General features: G+C 48.9%; 13 protein-coding genes. All 13 read left to right on the forward strand.

Annotation, left to right across the window (positions count from 1 at the left end):
* Positions 1–20: 20 nt before the first annotated feature.
* The gene (locus KNP94_RS01955; protein WP_214765293.1) at positions 21–1,637 is read left to right on the forward strand and encodes an alpha/beta hydrolase; all 1,617 of its coding nucleotides are present in this window, start codon (positions 21–23) and stop codon (positions 1,635–1,637) included.
* Positions 1,634–3,091, forward strand: a complete 1,458-nt coding sequence (locus KNP94_RS01960; protein ID WP_215115114.1) for a phytoene desaturase family protein — start codon at positions 1,634–1,636, stop codon at positions 3,089–3,091. The genes KNP94_RS01955 and KNP94_RS01960 overlap by 4 nt, the downstream gene beginning before the upstream one ends.
* Positions 3,092–3,215: 124 nt before the next feature.
* Entirely contained in the window at positions 3,216–3,503 is a 288-nt protein-coding gene (locus KNP94_RS01965; protein WP_214765289.1) for a hypothetical protein, read from the forward strand.
* Between the two features lie 123 nt (positions 3,504–3,626).
* Positions 3,627–4,898, forward strand: a complete 1,272-nt coding sequence (locus KNP94_RS01970) for a DUF445 domain-containing protein (RefSeq protein ID WP_214765287.1) — start codon at positions 3,627–3,629, stop codon at positions 4,896–4,898.
* A gap of 13 nt (positions 4,899–4,911) precedes the next feature.
* Positions 4,912–5,733, forward strand: a complete 822-nt coding sequence (locus KNP94_RS01975; RefSeq protein WP_215115115.1) for a DNA-3-methyladenine glycosylase family protein — start codon at positions 4,912–4,914, stop codon at positions 5,731–5,733.
* A 112-nt stretch (positions 5,734–5,845) separates the two neighbouring features.
* Positions 5,846–6,283 carry a YlbF/YmcA family competence regulator gene (locus KNP94_RS01980; protein ID WP_029333202.1) on the forward strand — a complete coding sequence of 146 codons (438 nt, stop codon included), beginning with the start codon at positions 5,846–5,848 and terminating at the stop codon, positions 6,281–6,283.
* 64 nt (positions 6,284–6,347) lie between these two features.
* Positions 6,348–8,882, forward strand: coding sequence for a DNA mismatch repair protein MutS (gene mutS, locus KNP94_RS01985; RefSeq protein WP_215115116.1), 2,535 nt, complete (start codon positions 6,348–6,350; stop codon positions 8,880–8,882).
* Positions 8,883–8,893: 11 nt separating this feature from the next.
* Positions 8,894–10,708: a DNA mismatch repair endonuclease MutL gene (gene mutL / locus KNP94_RS01990; protein ID WP_214765281.1), complete on the forward strand. Its 1,815-nt coding sequence runs from the start codon at positions 8,894–8,896 to the stop codon at positions 10,706–10,708.
* A 477-nt stretch (positions 10,709–11,185) separates the two neighbouring features.
* Positions 11,186–11,575: a CidA/LrgA family protein gene (locus tag KNP94_RS01995; RefSeq protein ID WP_088836718.1), complete on the forward strand. Its 390-nt coding sequence runs from the start codon at positions 11,186–11,188 to the stop codon at positions 11,573–11,575.
* Positions 11,568–12,248: an LrgB family protein gene (locus tag KNP94_RS02000; RefSeq protein ID WP_088836719.1), complete on the forward strand. Its 681-nt coding sequence runs from the start codon at positions 11,568–11,570 to the stop codon at positions 12,246–12,248. The genes KNP94_RS01995 and KNP94_RS02000 overlap by 8 nt, the downstream gene beginning before the upstream one ends.
* 89 nt (positions 12,249–12,337) lie before the next feature.
* On the forward strand, positions 12,338–12,883 hold the full coding sequence (locus KNP94_RS02005) for an AAA family ATPase (protein WP_214767989.1): 546 nt from the start codon (positions 12,338–12,340) through the stop codon (positions 12,881–12,883).
* A gap of 96 nt (positions 12,884–12,979) precedes the next feature.
* Positions 12,980–15,004, forward strand: coding sequence for a HAMP domain-containing sensor histidine kinase (locus KNP94_RS02010; RefSeq protein WP_215115117.1), 2,025 nt, complete (start codon positions 12,980–12,982; stop codon positions 15,002–15,004).
* Between the two features lie 120 nt (positions 15,005–15,124).
* Positions 15,125–15,577, forward strand: coding sequence for an NUDIX hydrolase (locus tag KNP94_RS02015; protein ID WP_215115118.1), 453 nt, complete (start codon positions 15,125–15,127; stop codon positions 15,575–15,577).
* Positions 15,578–15,689 lie beyond the last annotated feature (112 nt).

Here is a 15,689-nt window from a genome sequence, read left to right on the forward strand (position 1 = left end):
AAAGGAAGTGCACGTGCTTTATGACGATTCAAAAAAAGCTGTTGCTGGCATCGCTGTTGATGCTGACGTTTTTGCTCGGTGGCTGCATTCGCATTCAGTATGATGCGACTGTCCATCTGGATCAAAGTGTCACCTTGAAGACGACGTATGCAGCAAAAGAACATCCGGTCGCACGATTGTTGAACTTTAATCCGGACTGGGAGATGTATGCGAAGCAGGCTGAAAAAAACGGCTATGCAGCGTCGACCTTCAAAACGAAGGACGACTATGAAGGACTTCGTATGGAAAAAACCTTCGCGAACCTTGAAGATTTGGCCTCGATTAAAGATGAATGGAAGACAGGTGTCGGGGGAATCTTGATTCCGCCCGATACGACGTATGATGTGGACAAGCATGAAGGCTTTTGGTTTAATACGTACCGTTTAAATACGAACATCGACTTAAGTATCGATCGCTTAAATATCAAGGGCTATCATCCTACAGGTCAAGTTAAAAAGTTAGCCGATCGTTACATCCGCCAAGCGGACATCGAGATTAAACTGCACGTCCCGGAAGTCGTCGCTTTGCAAAATGCGGAGAAAATCGACTGGGCGAACTACAATGACGTCTCGTGGAAATTATACGGGACGAAAGACAATCAATTGCAACTCGTGGCATACGTTCCGAATCCGACGGGCTGGATTATCACGGGGGTCGTCTTATTAATCGGACTCGGTCTCTTGACGTTTTGGATCATCCACCACGTGCGGAAATTACGCCGCAAGCAACTTCAGACAATCAGTATCTCGCTACTCGTTTGTCTGTTACTCGGAGGTGGTGCTTGGTTAATCTTTGCTGACGAGACGGCCAGTGCCCCGCCGCCGACAACGCAAATCGTGACGGAATCGAAGGGGGAGATTGTCCCGACGTTCATGGTGCATGGCTTGTTCGGGACGGAACGGACCTTCTTACCGATGATTGAAAACTTTACGGAAAAAAAGTTAGCGGATGACGGAGGGCGATGTGATGTTGATCGGACCGGGAAGGTAACCTGTAAAGTCAAGGACTCGTCGACCGGCTTCCCGCTCGTTCGTATCATTTTCGAAGACGATGAAGCAAGCCTTGCGCAGCAACAGACGTGGCTTGAAGCCGCGATCGCTCAGTATGACAAGCAACAAAAGGCGACGTTTACCGACATCCAACTTGTTGGTCACAGTATGGGTGGAGTCGACGTCGTCGAATACACGTTGAACGAAAATCTTCCGTATACGATTCGAAAAGTCGTCACGCTTGATGCACCGATTGGTGGATCAAATTATGCGACGCTCGGCTTGACGCTTGCTCCGTTCGGGACGAATACGAACAGTCCGGCGATTCAGGATTTAGCAGAGAACTCAAAGGCGATCGAGCGGTTGAAAGCGCGGCTCGAGACATGGCCGCGTGATGTCCTTGTTTACTCCTTCGGTGCCAAAGGAGGCGACTTCAATCTGATTCCGTTAGACAGTTCGTTCACGCTCGAAGATTATACGGACAACATCCAGACGAAGTCATATAAGTATGATCACTTCACGATTCACCGGCGCGAACCGGTCTTCCGCGAAGTACGCGATTTCTTATTTAAAGAAAATCTAGTCTTGGAAGAGGAGGACGATCAATGAAAAGCGTCGCGATTATTGGCGGAGGGATTGCCGGCGTGACAGCGGCGGCACTCCTCGCTCGAGAAGGGCATGACGTGACATTGCTTGAAGGAAGTCGCGAATGGGGGGGCTCCGCAGGCAAATTCACCCGGAAAGACTTGACGTACCCGGTCGGCGCGACACTCGGGATGGGCTTTCAACGAGGCGGCATTCATGACCGGGTTTTGCAACACTTGGGGTTAGATGTCGAAACGGAGTTACTTGATCTTGTGATGACGATTAAAATCGACGGGCACGATGTTGCCTATTACCATGACCGTGCTCGATTCATCGGGGAACTACAGGATGTATTCCCACAACAGGCGCAGCAAATCGGGGCATTTTTTGAAGAAATCGATAAGATTCAACGTCATGTCGCTCCTTTAATGGAGTCACTTCCGGCACTACCTGTACGAACTTTGTACGATGCACAGTTGATAATAAAAGAAGCGCAATCGAGCCTGCCTTTACTTCCGTACGTCACACAGACCGTCGGACAAGTGTTACGGCGCCATGGGTTGGAAGGATCGGTTTTCGCTCGGCTGGTGGACGGGATTTTATTAGACAGTATGCAGACCGGTCAGGAAGCGTCCGCGTTACTCGGTGCCGTTGCCTTATCGATTTATCACGACGGTGCGTACTATGTGCCGGGCGGTCTTTATCGAGTCGCAGAAATCCTGAAAGAATCGGCAGAACATGACGGCGCGACGATGTTACTTGGTCGTAAAATCACGTCGGTCATGCAAACGGCAGATGGTTTTTTACTAGAAGATCGTCGCGGTCGTCTAATGCTAGCGGATGTCGTCATCGGTGCGCTCCCACTCGAAGCGATGCAGCGTCTCGTCAGTCCACCTCTTTTACGGACGCTTAAACGGACGTACGCAAGACAAAGGAAACTGGCGCAATGGGCCACATTCACGTATTATGCTGCCTTTCCGGAAAAATTGGTTACATCCGATAGTGCCTTTCGACAAATTCACGATGAACGGTTACCATCGGGTCATGCCTTTTTGTCATTATCACGTTCGGGTGATGTAAAACGGGCTCCGGAGGGCGTACGGACATTGACGATGTCCTGTCACGTCCCGATTGGTTACTTTGATGCTACGGACAACGTACATTACGGGCATCAGATCGAAAGAATGCAGGATGTATTTGAAACGATTGTCGAACAGGAGTTTCCCGGCTTTCGCGAGCAGGCAATCGAACGTCATCCTGGTGGACCGGGCGCCTGGGTGCGTTACACGTCACGACCGGACGGTGGCGTCGGCGGTTATCCGCAATTGCGTTCAACGAGTTTGTTCCGCGCGGCATCATTTCGGACCGGTGTCCCGAATCTCTACGTCATTGGCGATACCGTCTTTCCGGGGGCAGGGACAATCGGTGCGTCGACGTCAGCGATTCATGTCGCCCGACAGTTAGGTGTCAAGATTTGAATGACTTTGTGAAATGATGAAAGAAGCGGCCGAATGGTCGCTTTTTTGTCAGAACAGGATTATGATGGGGGAGAGACGGGAAGTAAGTAGTCATGACCATAAAAAGAGAGAAGGAGTGAATCGCGTGAATCCCTTTGAGGAAAAATGTCAACTCTTCATCCAGGAGCGTCGTCCGGAAGTCGGGCCGATTGTTTTTGCAACGGCACGAACGTTCATCAATGCCCGAGGACTGAGTGTCTATGAACGAATTTATCAAGGCAAGGAAGAGGTTCGGTTAGCATTTGTCGAACAAACGAACGGACAACAGCTTGTTTCTTTAATGGAGAACACATTCGGAAACGGATTAGTCTATTTCGTATCAACGGCAACGGCGACGTGGGACGGCAAAAAATTCGGAGATTACACGTTTTAATTACATAATGAGTCCCAGTCAGGTGAGGCTGGGGCTCTTTCTTGTCGAAACTTATCAAAATGGGGTAACGTATAATCAACTATACGCTCAATCAATCCCTTTCTACGAAAAGGAGGAAGTGTTTTGCAACACGAGGTGAACACACCAAAATCTTCGACACGACGCCTCGCGACCGTCTCGTTGATTTTTATGGCAGTCGGTTTTGTCGCGTCGCTACCGTTTAAAGAAAATGCTTGGATTTTTTGGCTTCAAAGTGGTTTTGAGGCCGGTCTCGTCGGTGGAATCGCCGATTGGTTCGCGATTACAGCCCTGTTCCGTCATCCGCTCGGTCTAAAGATTCCACATACGAACTTGCTGCCGAAAAATCGGGAACGGGTCATCGAATCGATTGTCCAGATGCTCGAAAAAGATTTATTGAACAAAGAAAGCATCGTCGAAAAGCTGCGCCACATGACGCTTGCAGATCGCTTCATCAAATTATTACGTTCACTTGTGTTAGTCCCAGCGTTTCGATCGACCGTGACGGAACTATTGATCGGGATTTTACGAAAGCTTCCACGGGCATCAATCATCAAAGCGGTCGATGAGCGAATCGTTGAAACGATTCGTGCTTACCCGGCGAAGAAATTAGCCGATCGCTTAATCGATTTAAACGATGAGCGCCGACTCGATGAGTTGGCGATTGATCAACTGCTCGGTTACGGACAAAAACTCTTGCAGGACCCCGTCATCCGCGATCAAATCGGACGACTTGCCTATCAGGCAATGATTGATCAAGAAAAAAATACCTTCTTACGTGTGACAGCGAAGACGGTCCAAAAAGTCTATTCGGAGGAACGCCTCAGCCTTGTCATCCAAAGTGTCCTCTTGAGTGTGATTCAAGACATGAAACACGTCCATCATCCAAATCGGTTGGCGATCATCGATCACATCCGTCGGAATTTGGCACAGCTCGCACAAGATGATGTCCGATTAGGGAAAATCGATGCGTGGAAGATGCAAGAAATCGAACGGATTGATTTAGAGCCGATCCTCGATCGTGCCTACACGTCAGGCATCGCAGAGCTAGAGACGTACTTTATATCAGATGCATTTTGGGAACAACGGGCACTGCCTTTAATGAACCAGGCGCTTGATGAGTGGGAACACCATCCGACGTTCAAAGAGGAGAGCGACCGCTGGATGAAAGACCAACTCGTCCGGTTCGTCGACCAAAACCATGCGCGGATCGGCGGACTCGTCCGTGAGAACTTGAACCGGTTCGATACGGAAACGTTGATTCATATGATTGAGGACAAAGTCGGAAACGACTTACAATGGATTCGGGTCAACGGAGCGATTTGTGGATTTTTCATCGGTTTAATTTTAGGTGGAGTCAAACTATTTTTTGCGTAAAAGGAGACTTCTGATGTGGCAACAAGAAGTAACATTGACGATTGATTATGATTTTGAGGGCGTCCGGACCCGCCTGTTGAATGATTCGTTACAGCAACAATCGGCAGATGCCTTACGGATTCCAATTCGTATCGACGAAGTGCCGTGGATTGGTCAAATCCGGGCGGACGATCGTCGAACGATCGTGTTGGCGGGGGATGGACCAAAACAACCGATGATCGACGCGATGCGCCGGCGGTTTCGTTTAGATGAATCGAACCCGGCCCTTAAATTAAAGCGGACGACGCTGGCACCGATTGTTGAAACGTTTGGTGCGGAACGGCTTGTGCTCGATGTTGATCCGTTTACAGCATTGATTCGCTCCATCATCCATCAGCAAATCAACCTGTCGTTCGCACGCGTCTTGACAGACCGGGTCTTTCGGACATTCGGGACGACAATCGACGGCGTTGTTTTTCCACCGACGCAAGCTGAACTGGCGGGTGCTTCGGAAGAACAACTTCGGGCGCTGCAGCTATCGGGTCGTAAAGTCGATTATTTGTTACGGGCGGCGACCGCAAATCTTGACTTTGAACAACTCCGTCAGGCGGAAGATGCGGTCATCGCGGAACAATTGATTGCCTTAAAAGGCGTCGGTCCCTGGACGGTCCAAAATGTGTTGATGTTCGGATACGGACGCAGAGATTTATTTCCGGCGTCCGATATCGGAATCTTGCGGGCATTCGAACGCTTGAATGGCGTTCGTCCGACTGTCAATGAAGCGATTGTTCTCGCCGAACAATTTGCCCCGTACCGCAGTCACGCTGCTTACTTATTGTGGCGTTCGATTGAATAAGGAACTATTCTTGTCACCCTCTAGTGAGAACGGTATAATGAATGCGACAGAACGAGTCATCGTTCGCAGAAACGACGAGTAGCGGTCTGACCGCTCGACATAGAGGGGACGAATGTGTATGTATACAGATGAACAAATCATCGAAAAAGCAAATGAAATCGCGAAAATGATTTCTGAAACGTCAGAAGTCGAACGGTTTAAAGCGGCAGAGGCAAACATCAATGGCAACGAAAAAGTGCAAAAGATGATGAAACAAATCAAGTTCCTCCAAAAAGAGGCAGTCAACTGCCAGCACTACGGAAAAACAGAGGCACTCGCGCGTGTTGAAGCAAAACTGGATAAATTATTTGCTGAGCTCGATGAGATGCCGGTCGTCCAACAGTTCCAAGAGTCGCAAGAAGAAGTCAACGGCTTACTTCAGTACATCACGGTGACAATCTCGAACGGGATTACGGATCAAATCATCGAAGCAACGGATGGCGATGTCTTAGCTGGAAAAACGGGCAGTGGGATGGAAGCTGAAAACAAAAGCGGCGGTTGCGGCTATTAATCAATGAAACGAATGGGGAAGCCGACGGAAATCCGTCGGCTTTTTCTACGAATGAGGTGGAAAGATGGAAGCAGTACACAACACACCAATGATGAAACAATATTTTTCAATTAAGGCGGATTATCCGGATGCCTTTTTATTTTATCGACTCGGTGATTTTTATGAATTGTTTTTTGATGATGCCAAACAAGTGGCCCATGAACTGGAGCTGACGTTGACGGCGAAGAACGGGAAGAATGCTGAACATCCGATTCCGATGTGCGGCGTGCCGCATCATGCGGCGAACGGGTACATCGAACAATTGATTGAACGGGGATATAAAGTCGCTCTGTGTGATCAAGTCGAAGATCCGAAGTTGACGAAAGGACTCGTCAAACGAGAAGTTATTCAAGTCATCACACCGGGTACGTTAATGTCGTCCTTAACGGAAAAGGAAAACCGTTACCTCGTCGCAATCGCTGAACAGGAAGGACGGTTCGGGATTGCCCGCGGGGACGTCTCGACAGGCGAGAGTGCTTTGACGAGTGTTACTTCGCTCGACGCCGTCATCAAGGAACTGAGTATCATCTTGCCCCGGGAAATCGTCGTGACGAATCCGGAGCACACAGCAGCATTACAGTCGTTACGGATCCCGTTGACGGAAAGCACGCGCCGTGAAAGTCATCCACACGGTGACCGGGCGATCGACGCGGCACAAGCGGATGCGTTCGCTGTCCTTTATGCCTACATGCATGATACGCAAAAACGTGCCTTGTCGCACTTGCAACCGGCGCTCGTCTACGAAGCGACGGACTTTATGCAGCTCGAGCCGAATACGGTCAAAAACCTTGAACTCGTCCGCTCTGCACGAACAGGCGACAAAAAGGGTTCGTTGCTTGGATTACTCGACATCACGGGAACAGCGATGGGCGGCCGGATGCTTAAGCGTTGGCTTGAAAAACCGCTCTTGTCGGAACAGACGATTACGGAGCGGCTCGACGCGGTCGAAGAACTGCTTGGACACTACTTTGAGCGGCACCAGTTGAAAGATACGTTAAGAGAAGTCTATGATCTCGAGCGACTCGTCGCAAAAGTCGGCTACGGAACGGCTTCTGCCCGTGATCTCGTCCAACTGAAAACGACGTTACGATTGATTCCACGGATACAGGCAGCGCTCGAAGAACTGCTCAGCCAGCGTCTCGGGCAATTAGCGATTGGACTTGATCCGCATGATGAGCTAACGGCGTTGCTTGATGCGGCATTCGTCGAAGCCCCACCGATTTCAACAAAGGACGGTGGGATGATCCGGACCGGCTTTAACGCTGAGCTCGATGAATTGCTGACGGCTTCAAAAGACGGGAAGACGTGGCTTGCGACACTCGAAGCGAGTGAACGGCAGGCGACGGGCATTAAAACGTTAAAAATCGGCTACAACCGTGTGTTTGGGTATTACATCGAAGTATCACGTGCCAACGCCAAGTTGCTCCCAGAAGGACGGTATGAACGAAAACAGACGCTTGCGAATGCTGAGCGTTACATCACGCCGGAATTGAAAGAAAAAGAAGCCTTGATTCTCGGAGCGGAAGAAAAAAGTATCACGATGGAATATGAACTCTTCTGTGGTGTCCGTGACCAAGTCAAAACACACATTGAGAGCTTGCAACGGGTCAGCCGCCGGATTGCGGAACTCGACGTCCTCGTCGCGCTCGCGGAAATCGCCGAAACACATGATTACGTTCGTCCGGTGACGACGAACGGTCGAAGCGTAGCGATTGAAGACGGCCGTCATCCGGTCATCGAGACGGTCTTACCACGCGGGGAATATGTCGCAAACGGAATCGCATTAGACGAAGCACGTGAAATGTTATTGATCACGGGACCGAACATGTCCGGTAAATCGACCTACATGCGCCAGTTCGCCTTGATTGCCTTACTCCACCAGATCGGTTCGTTCGTCCCGGCGTCACGGGCAGAACTTCCCGTCTTCGATCAAATCTTCACCCGGATTGGGGCAGCAGATGATTTAGTCAGTGGACAATCGACGTTCATGGTCGAGATGGTCGAGACACAAGAGGCATTGGCACGAGCGACGGATCGGTCACTTATCTTGCTGGATGAAATTGGTCGGGGCACGTCAACGTATGACGGAATGGCCCTCGCCCAAGCGATTGTCGAGCACATTGCCGATTCGGTCGGCGCAAAAACGCTTTTCTCGACCCACTACCATGAGTTGACGGTGCTCGAGGAAACGATTGCGAAGCTTGCGAACGTCCACGTCCGCGCCGTCGAACAAAACGGGCGGGTCGTATTCCTGCATGAAGTCCGGGACGGGAAAGCCGATCAATCCTACGGGATTCATGTTGCCCGTCTCGCAGATTTACCGGAAACCTTGATTTCGCGGGCAGAAGTGCTATTGTCTGAGTTCGAACTAGCTGATCAAAGCGTCAAACCACCGGTCGACGTCACGCCGCCAGTACTCGAGGCACCAATCGATCAGATGAGCCTGTTCGCAGAACCGGACCCTGTCAAGGAAACGATTGCGACACTCGACTTAATTAACATGACACCGCTCGATGCACTCAATACGTTGTATCGGTTGCAAGCAGAAGCCAGAAAGTGAGGAGATAAGGGATGGGCATCATTCGTGAATTATCGGATTCGTTAGCAAACCGGATCGCGGCGGGAGAAGTCGTCGAGCGACCGGCTTCCGTCGTCAAGGAGCTCGTCGAAAATGCACTCGATGCCGGAGCGACACAAGTCGATGTCGAACTTGAAGAAGCAGGGATGAAACGGATGACGATTCGCGATAACGGACACGGGTTTTATCCGGAAGATGCGAAACTCGCTTTCGTTCGTCACGCGACGAGTAAGATTAAGGATGAACACGATTTGTTCCGGATCAAGACACTCGGTTTTCGGGGCGAGGCATTGGCCTCGATTGCGTCCGTCAGTAAAGTCACGCTGAAGACGAAACGAGCCGATCAAGAAGGGGTCCAATTGATTCTCGAATACGGAAAGTTACTCGATCGTTCGGCTAGCGCGATGAACCGGGGAACAGAACTGACCGTTGAACACTTATTCTTCAATACACCAGCCCGCCTGAAGTATTTGAAGACGACACATACGGAGCTTGCGGCAATCACCGATGTCTTGAACCGGATGGCGTTCGCGCACCCGGAGGTCAAGTTCCGTGCCGTCCATGAAGGGAAAGTGTTGATCCAGACGAATGGCTCCGGAGACGTCCGGCAAGCTTTAGCGAGCGTCTATGGGCATCAGACGATTCAAGGGGCACTTGTTGCGACAGCATCGAATGCGGACTATCAATTGACGTGTCATCTCGTTAAACCCGAAGTCACACGGGCGTCGAAAAACTACATCACCTTGATTTTAAATGGGCGGTCGGTCAAAAACTTTGCTTTGTCGCAAGCTGTCCTGAATGGTTATCATACGTTACTGCCGATCGGTCGTTTTCCGATTGCCGTCATCGAGGTGACGATGGACCCGCTATTGATTGATGTCAACGTCCACCCGGCAAAACGGGAGGTTCGTTTGTCGAAGGAAGCAGAGTTATGTCAATTGATTCAAGAGACGATTCGAATGACACTCAGTCGCGAGACGTTGATTCCGCAAGTGACGAAACAAAAACCTAAAAAAGACCCGAGTGCGCAGGAACGGCTCGATTTCTCATATAGCGTCGATTCGGTTGAAGATACGTCGTCGCGTGCAGTCTGGAATTATCCGATTCCAAAACGTGAAGCGGTTCATGAGACAGAAGGACGACAGGCTGATCAAGCAGTCAGCTTCGAAGGGGAGCAACGGGAAGAAGTAATAGCGAACGCTGGACAAACGGAGGACAATCGTCCGAAGTTTCCCCATCTCGATGTCATCGGTCAACTGCACTCATCCTATATCGTCTGTTCCGGTGAGGACGGGATGTATTTGATTGATCAACATGCTGCCCAGGAGCGCATCAAGTATGAAACGTACAAAGTGATGTTTGGTCGTCCGCTCGAGCAGCAACAGCAACTGTTATTGCCGTACACGTTCGAAGTTTCATCTGATGACATGAAGCGGATGGAAGAAATCCTGCCTTTATTGTTAGAAGTCGGGATTGAGTTGGAGGCGTTTGGTCCGCAAAGCTTCATCGTCCGTGAAGTACCGACCTGGTTTCCCTCGCACCGGCAGGAAGAGACGATTCAAGAGCTGATGGATGAAGCATTGTTGAAACAAAAAGTCGACATCGAACAGTACCGGGAAGATGCGGCAATCATGATGGCCTGTAAAAAATCAATCAAAGCCAATCATCCGTTAAATGAAGAGATGATGCGACGGTTGATCGTCGACCTGTCACAAACCGAGATGCCGTTCACGTGTCCACACGGCCGACCGGTCATCATCGAATGGACGACATATGAACTGGAGAAGTTGTTTAAACGCGTGATGTGAGAAGAGTATTTACCTCTCGCAAACGAAAAGAATCTTCCTGAAAAAACGCCGATGACTCCGTATGAAAAACGGGATTATCGGCGTTTCGTGTGTCATGGTCCATCCACTTACGCACAGTCTCAAAGTATAGGAAACGTAGTCTTTGACGATCATAGCTTCTGTTTTTCGTTGCTTGCCCGCCTCTTATCAGCGCGTAAAAACGCGCTTTTTCCCGTAGGAGTCAACGCAAAAGCAAAGCTTTTTGGGATTACACCGAAAAAAAGACATTTTAGAGCGTGTTTCGTCTTGAATCGCTTCATACACGTTCGTCTGTTCAACAACAGTTCTTGATGCTTAAAGCTGTACTGTATCAAGAAGTATCCTTTCAATTCGTGTGAGAACGATTACATCAAACAAATTGACTCATTTCATTGATTGTTCACAAACAGAAGCGGATAATGAACAGTGAATTCGGTTTATACAAGGGGAAAAGGAATTATGTCTACAAAAATGCGCACACTTCTTTCATTGATTGGGCAAGTGATCCTGATCACTTGTTTTGCGACAATCGGTGAACTGATCAGTAAAAGCTTTGACTTAGCGTTACCGGGGAATATCGTCGGACTTTTGTTGCTCTATTTAGCGCTCAAGGCAAAGGTCGTCCAAGTCAAACACGTTGAACGGGGCGGCCGGCTGTTGCTGCTCATCATGCCGTTGTTCTTCGTTCCGGCATTGTCGGGAATCATGGACTATGCGGTATTCTTACGCCAGAACGGCTTACAGATCGTATTGATCGTCATCATGAGTAGCTTGCTGACGCTCGTCGGTTCTGCCTACATCGTCGATCGGCTTGCTCATCGAAAAGATGGGGTGACGCCACGTGATTAAGGCACTATTTTGGTTGATTCTGACGATTGTTATCTTTTTGATTGGATTTGCCGGGTATCGGCGGTATCCACGAGTCTGGACGTTACCGATTTTGACCGTGACGGCAACAATGATTTTGATTTTATCATTGACGGGTGTATCCCACGCGACCTATATGACTGGCGGACAGTATTTGACGAAAATGCTCGGTCCTGCCATCACCGCCTTCGCAATTCCACTCTACACGGTCCGTCACCACGTTCGGCGTTTCTTGCCGGAAATCGGGCTAGGGGTCGTCATCGGGACGAGCATCGCCTTGACGTCAGATATCCTGTTCGGACTGTTGTTACATCTCGGACGAACGACGAATCTGGCACTGCTCCCGAAATCCGTCACGTTGCCCGTCGCCTTGTCGATTTCTGAGCGTTCGGGTGGAACGGCGACCTTAACCGCGACGTTCGTCCTGATGACAGGGCTCGTCGGTTCACTTGTCGGTCCACGCTTGATGACGGGATTAAAGATTCGTCACTTCGTCAGTCGGGGTGTCGGACTGGCTTCGATTGCCCATGTCATGGGTGCAACAAAATCGATGACACTCGACCAGCGGGAGGGTGCGGTCGGATTGCTGACGATGGTCTTGACAGCGATTTTTGCGAGTGTCCTGGCACCTTTCATCATTCAGTTTATTTATTAATATTTCTGTAAAGCTGTCCGACGGTTGAAACCGGCGGGACGGCTTTTTCGTATGTACATCATGCAAGGAAAAGGGGAGACGGGGAAATCATGATTATCTGGATTAACGGGACATTTGGAGTAGGAAAAACGACGGCGGCTAAGGGATTACAAAAAAGAATACCGGGATCTGATATCTTCGATCCGGAATCAGTCGGTCAGTTGTTGAGAGAACAATTACCGTCGACACGCACGTATAGCGATTTTCAAGATGAACCGTTGTGGCGGGAACTGACGCGGGTGATTCTCGAACGAAGCAATCAATCCGGCAATCGGACGGTCATTGTACCGATGACGGTGACGAACCCGACATATTTTGATGAGATCGTTGGTGAATTAAGACGCCGGGGGCACCTGGTCCATCATGTTTCGTTAATGGCCTCTAGCTCTACCGTGAAACGACGTTTACTTCGACGATTTGAACGACCGGATTCCTGGGGAGGGCAGCAAGCAGATGCCCGCATTCAAGCATTGACTGATCCGCTTTTCAATCAACACATCCAGACTGATCGACTGACGAAGCAAGGGGTAGTTGATGCGATTGCGCTAAGTTGTGACCTGCATGTAGCACCGCCATGTCGTAAACGTCTCTTTTGATGATTGATTCACCCGAATTCAGGGAATTAACAGGGAGGTACGAGATGGGTTAAAGACATCCCTGTATTTTTTGAAGATAAGTAGGGGGATTTTTTTATGAGAAACTGGATGACCGAAAAGATAGGAAGACAACTGATGGCGATTTTTTATGGGGTATTCGCGATTGGGGCATTGACGTCATTTGCGAGCTACCTATATATCGACGGCGCAGCAAGTCAGACGAAACGTCAAGTACTCGACCAATTAGAGAAAACACAATGGTTCTGGTTTTTGAACTTACTGATTTTCATTTTGTGTCTTGTGTTCATCGTCAGACCGATCATCAATCGGTTGACGGAACAGCTGCAAGAGCTGACGAAGAAAAGTCACCGTCTTGCAGAAGGGAAGTCGATTTCCTTAGAATATGACCGCCAATCGAATAACGAAGTCGGTCAATTAACTGACTCCTTTTACGAAATGGCCGATTCAATTTCGTCCCAACATACCGATCTATCACGACAAAATCAGGAGCTCGAACAAAAACAAGATGATTTGACCGGTAAGCAAAGAGAACTCGAACAGTCTTTGACGGCAACACGATCGAATGAATTGCACTTGAAAGATCGGAATGAATTGATTGAGACATTGGCTTCCAAAGAAAGTTTATTTGATTTTTCTTCCGTCATCAGTACGATTGTCCGTTTGACGAAAACGGAGTTCGGGGCATTACTGTTCATCAAGAATAATGAGATTACGTCGGTTGTACCAAAAGAGATGACCGATGAGCAGCAAGAGAGCTTAAAAACGGAATCGTTACTGTTGAAACGGGTCATGGTCTCAAAAGAAAGTGCACAATCGACGAAGCAAGTGACCGAAGATCGGTTACTAGGTTACCCTTACTACATTCATGAAGCGGTCATTCCAATCATGGACCCGGCAAAAGATGAATTGATCGCATGCCTTTATTTAGCACGATTTGATGAAGCGTTCACGGAACATGACATCACCGAACTGGCATCGTTCGCAAAACAGATTGCAATTTCACGGATGCGGATGACGTTATATGAACAGATGGACTATGAGCGGGCGGAAACGGCGCAACTGTTAAATTCTGTCCGCGAAGCGATATTATACGTCAAACATGAAGAACGAGTGATACTCGGGAACCGAGCATTGTTTGAAATCTTCCAGTCGCTTCAGATTGAGGAAGAAACAGATATGACGACGTTTCTTGAAGTGAATCCCGAGACGATGTTCGAACAGATGGATCAACGAGAGGCATTCGCAATGTATTTCGAGGAGGTCCTCGCTGGTCAGATTCCGACAGACATGTTTTCTTTATCGATTGACGACGGCACATACTTTATTCAAGTCTATGCTGAAGAAATCGTTCATGAGGGACAACCAATCGGGACAATCCTCGTCTTTCGGGATGTAACGCCTGAAACAGAAGTCGACCGAATGAAGTCCGAACTCGTTTCAACGGTCTCGCATGAACTACGGACACCCTTATCGTCCATTTATGGTTTTACCGAGTTGATGTTAAAACGGGATTTAGGTCCGGATCGGAGTAAACGGTATTTACAGACAATTCATGACGAATCAAAACGCCTGACTGATCTCGTCAGTGATTTCTTGAATGTACAACGAATGGAATCAGGCAAGCAGTCATACGAGAAAGAGGTATTTAATCTCCTCGATGTCGTCAAAGAGCAAATTCAGTTTCATCAGGCGACGACGGAACGGCATAACCTTCAACTCGATGCGGATCAAGGGCAGACATTCCTAGTAGAAGCCGATCGCAACAGCATGAGGCAGTTGCTTGGCAATTTACTGAACAATGCCGTGAAGTACTCGCCGGACGGCGGTGATATCATCATTGGTTTACTCGAGCATGATGCAAACATCGAACTGAGTGTCCGTGATTTTGGTGTCGGGATTCCTGTCAGTTCGACGCCACACCTGTTTAGTAAATTTTATCGCGTCGACAACTCGGATAGTCGTAAAATCGGCGGAACGGGACTCGGATTGTCGATCTGTAAAGAAATCGTCCGCGAGCATGACGGAACGATTGAAGTGGAGTCTGTCTTAGGAGACGGGGCACTCTTTAAAGTCATGTTACCGAACGCAACTAAAAAGTAAGCAACTTACCTGTCTTTTCAACAATTTTTTTTTGTTGGAGCGACAGTTTTTTTTGTAGGGGATGTTTAAGGTCATCGCGAATGATTAAACAGAAACGAGTAGCTGAAAGGGGATTAAACGATGCGAGAATGGTACGGTGCAGCAGCAGTTTGCGTCAATGAGGAAAATCAAGTATTGATGGTCAAAAGTTATGGTTCTGAGGCGTGGGCCGTCCCGTCCGGTGGAATCGAGCCGGGAGAGACGGCAGGCGAATGCTGTGTACGAGAAGTCATGGAAGAGACCGGATATCCCGTAAAGATTAAACAGAACTTATTTACGAAACAGACCGTCATCCAAACGATTCAAGTCGAAACGACATATTTTGAAACTATCCGAATCGGTGACAGTCAAGGAATCAACGACCCGGACGAAACGATTGAACAGGTGGCGTGGATGTCGCGTGCGCAACTCGGAACAATTGAACATATGTATCCGGAAGATGTTCTGTTTTTGACGGAGTGGCTCGACGGTCGTGAGAATCCTCATAGTACGCCGAAAGTTCAAAAAGCGTGCCTGGAGCTGAAGAATACGTAAATTCTACAACCATTTCGTGAAAAGTTAGCGCGTTTACTTGCAAAAAATCAAAAGTATGCAGGGATTGCTGTTGCCGAATCTTCCTAGATATAGTAGTCGTACAGACAGAAAT

The sequence above is a fragment of the Exiguobacterium sp. s80 genome, from assembly GCF_018618725.1.
Lineage (GTDB): Bacteria > Bacillota > Bacilli > Exiguobacteriales > Exiguobacteriaceae > Exiguobacterium_A > Exiguobacterium_A oxidotolerans.